Origin of the sequence: Agrobacterium sp. ST15.16.055 (assembly GCF_027956555.1) — a bacterium.
Lineage (GTDB): Bacteria > Pseudomonadota > Alphaproteobacteria > Rhizobiales > Rhizobiaceae > Agrobacterium > Agrobacterium salinitolerans.
In genome coordinates, this window is the sequence record NZ_JAQKGN010000044.1 from 1 (window position 1) to 238 (window position 238).

Sequence of the window (238 nt, forward strand, 5' to 3'; positions counted from 1 at the left end):
TCAGACTGCTGACAAACCCCTGGCGTGAGCTGGGGGTTTATGATTCATTGGGACATGTTGAAGAAACCTGCTCCTGAACAGACCGCTCTCGAGATGGTGACGCTCGATAGTCTGGTCCCGAAAGATCACCTGCTTCGCAAGATCGACGCGGTGATCGACTTCTCATTTATCCATGATCGTGTTGCCGGTCTTTACTGTGCCGACAACGGCCGTCCGCCGCTCGATCCCACACGCATGT

The 238-nt window shown here is 54.6% G+C and carries 1 pseudogene; it reads left to right on the forward strand.

Going from position 1 to position 238, the window contains the following annotated elements:
- Window positions 1–54: 54 nt before the first annotated feature.
- Window positions 55–238 (forward strand): annotated as a pseudogene (locus PL599_RS22780) (IS5/IS1182 family transposase); the annotation flags it as partial.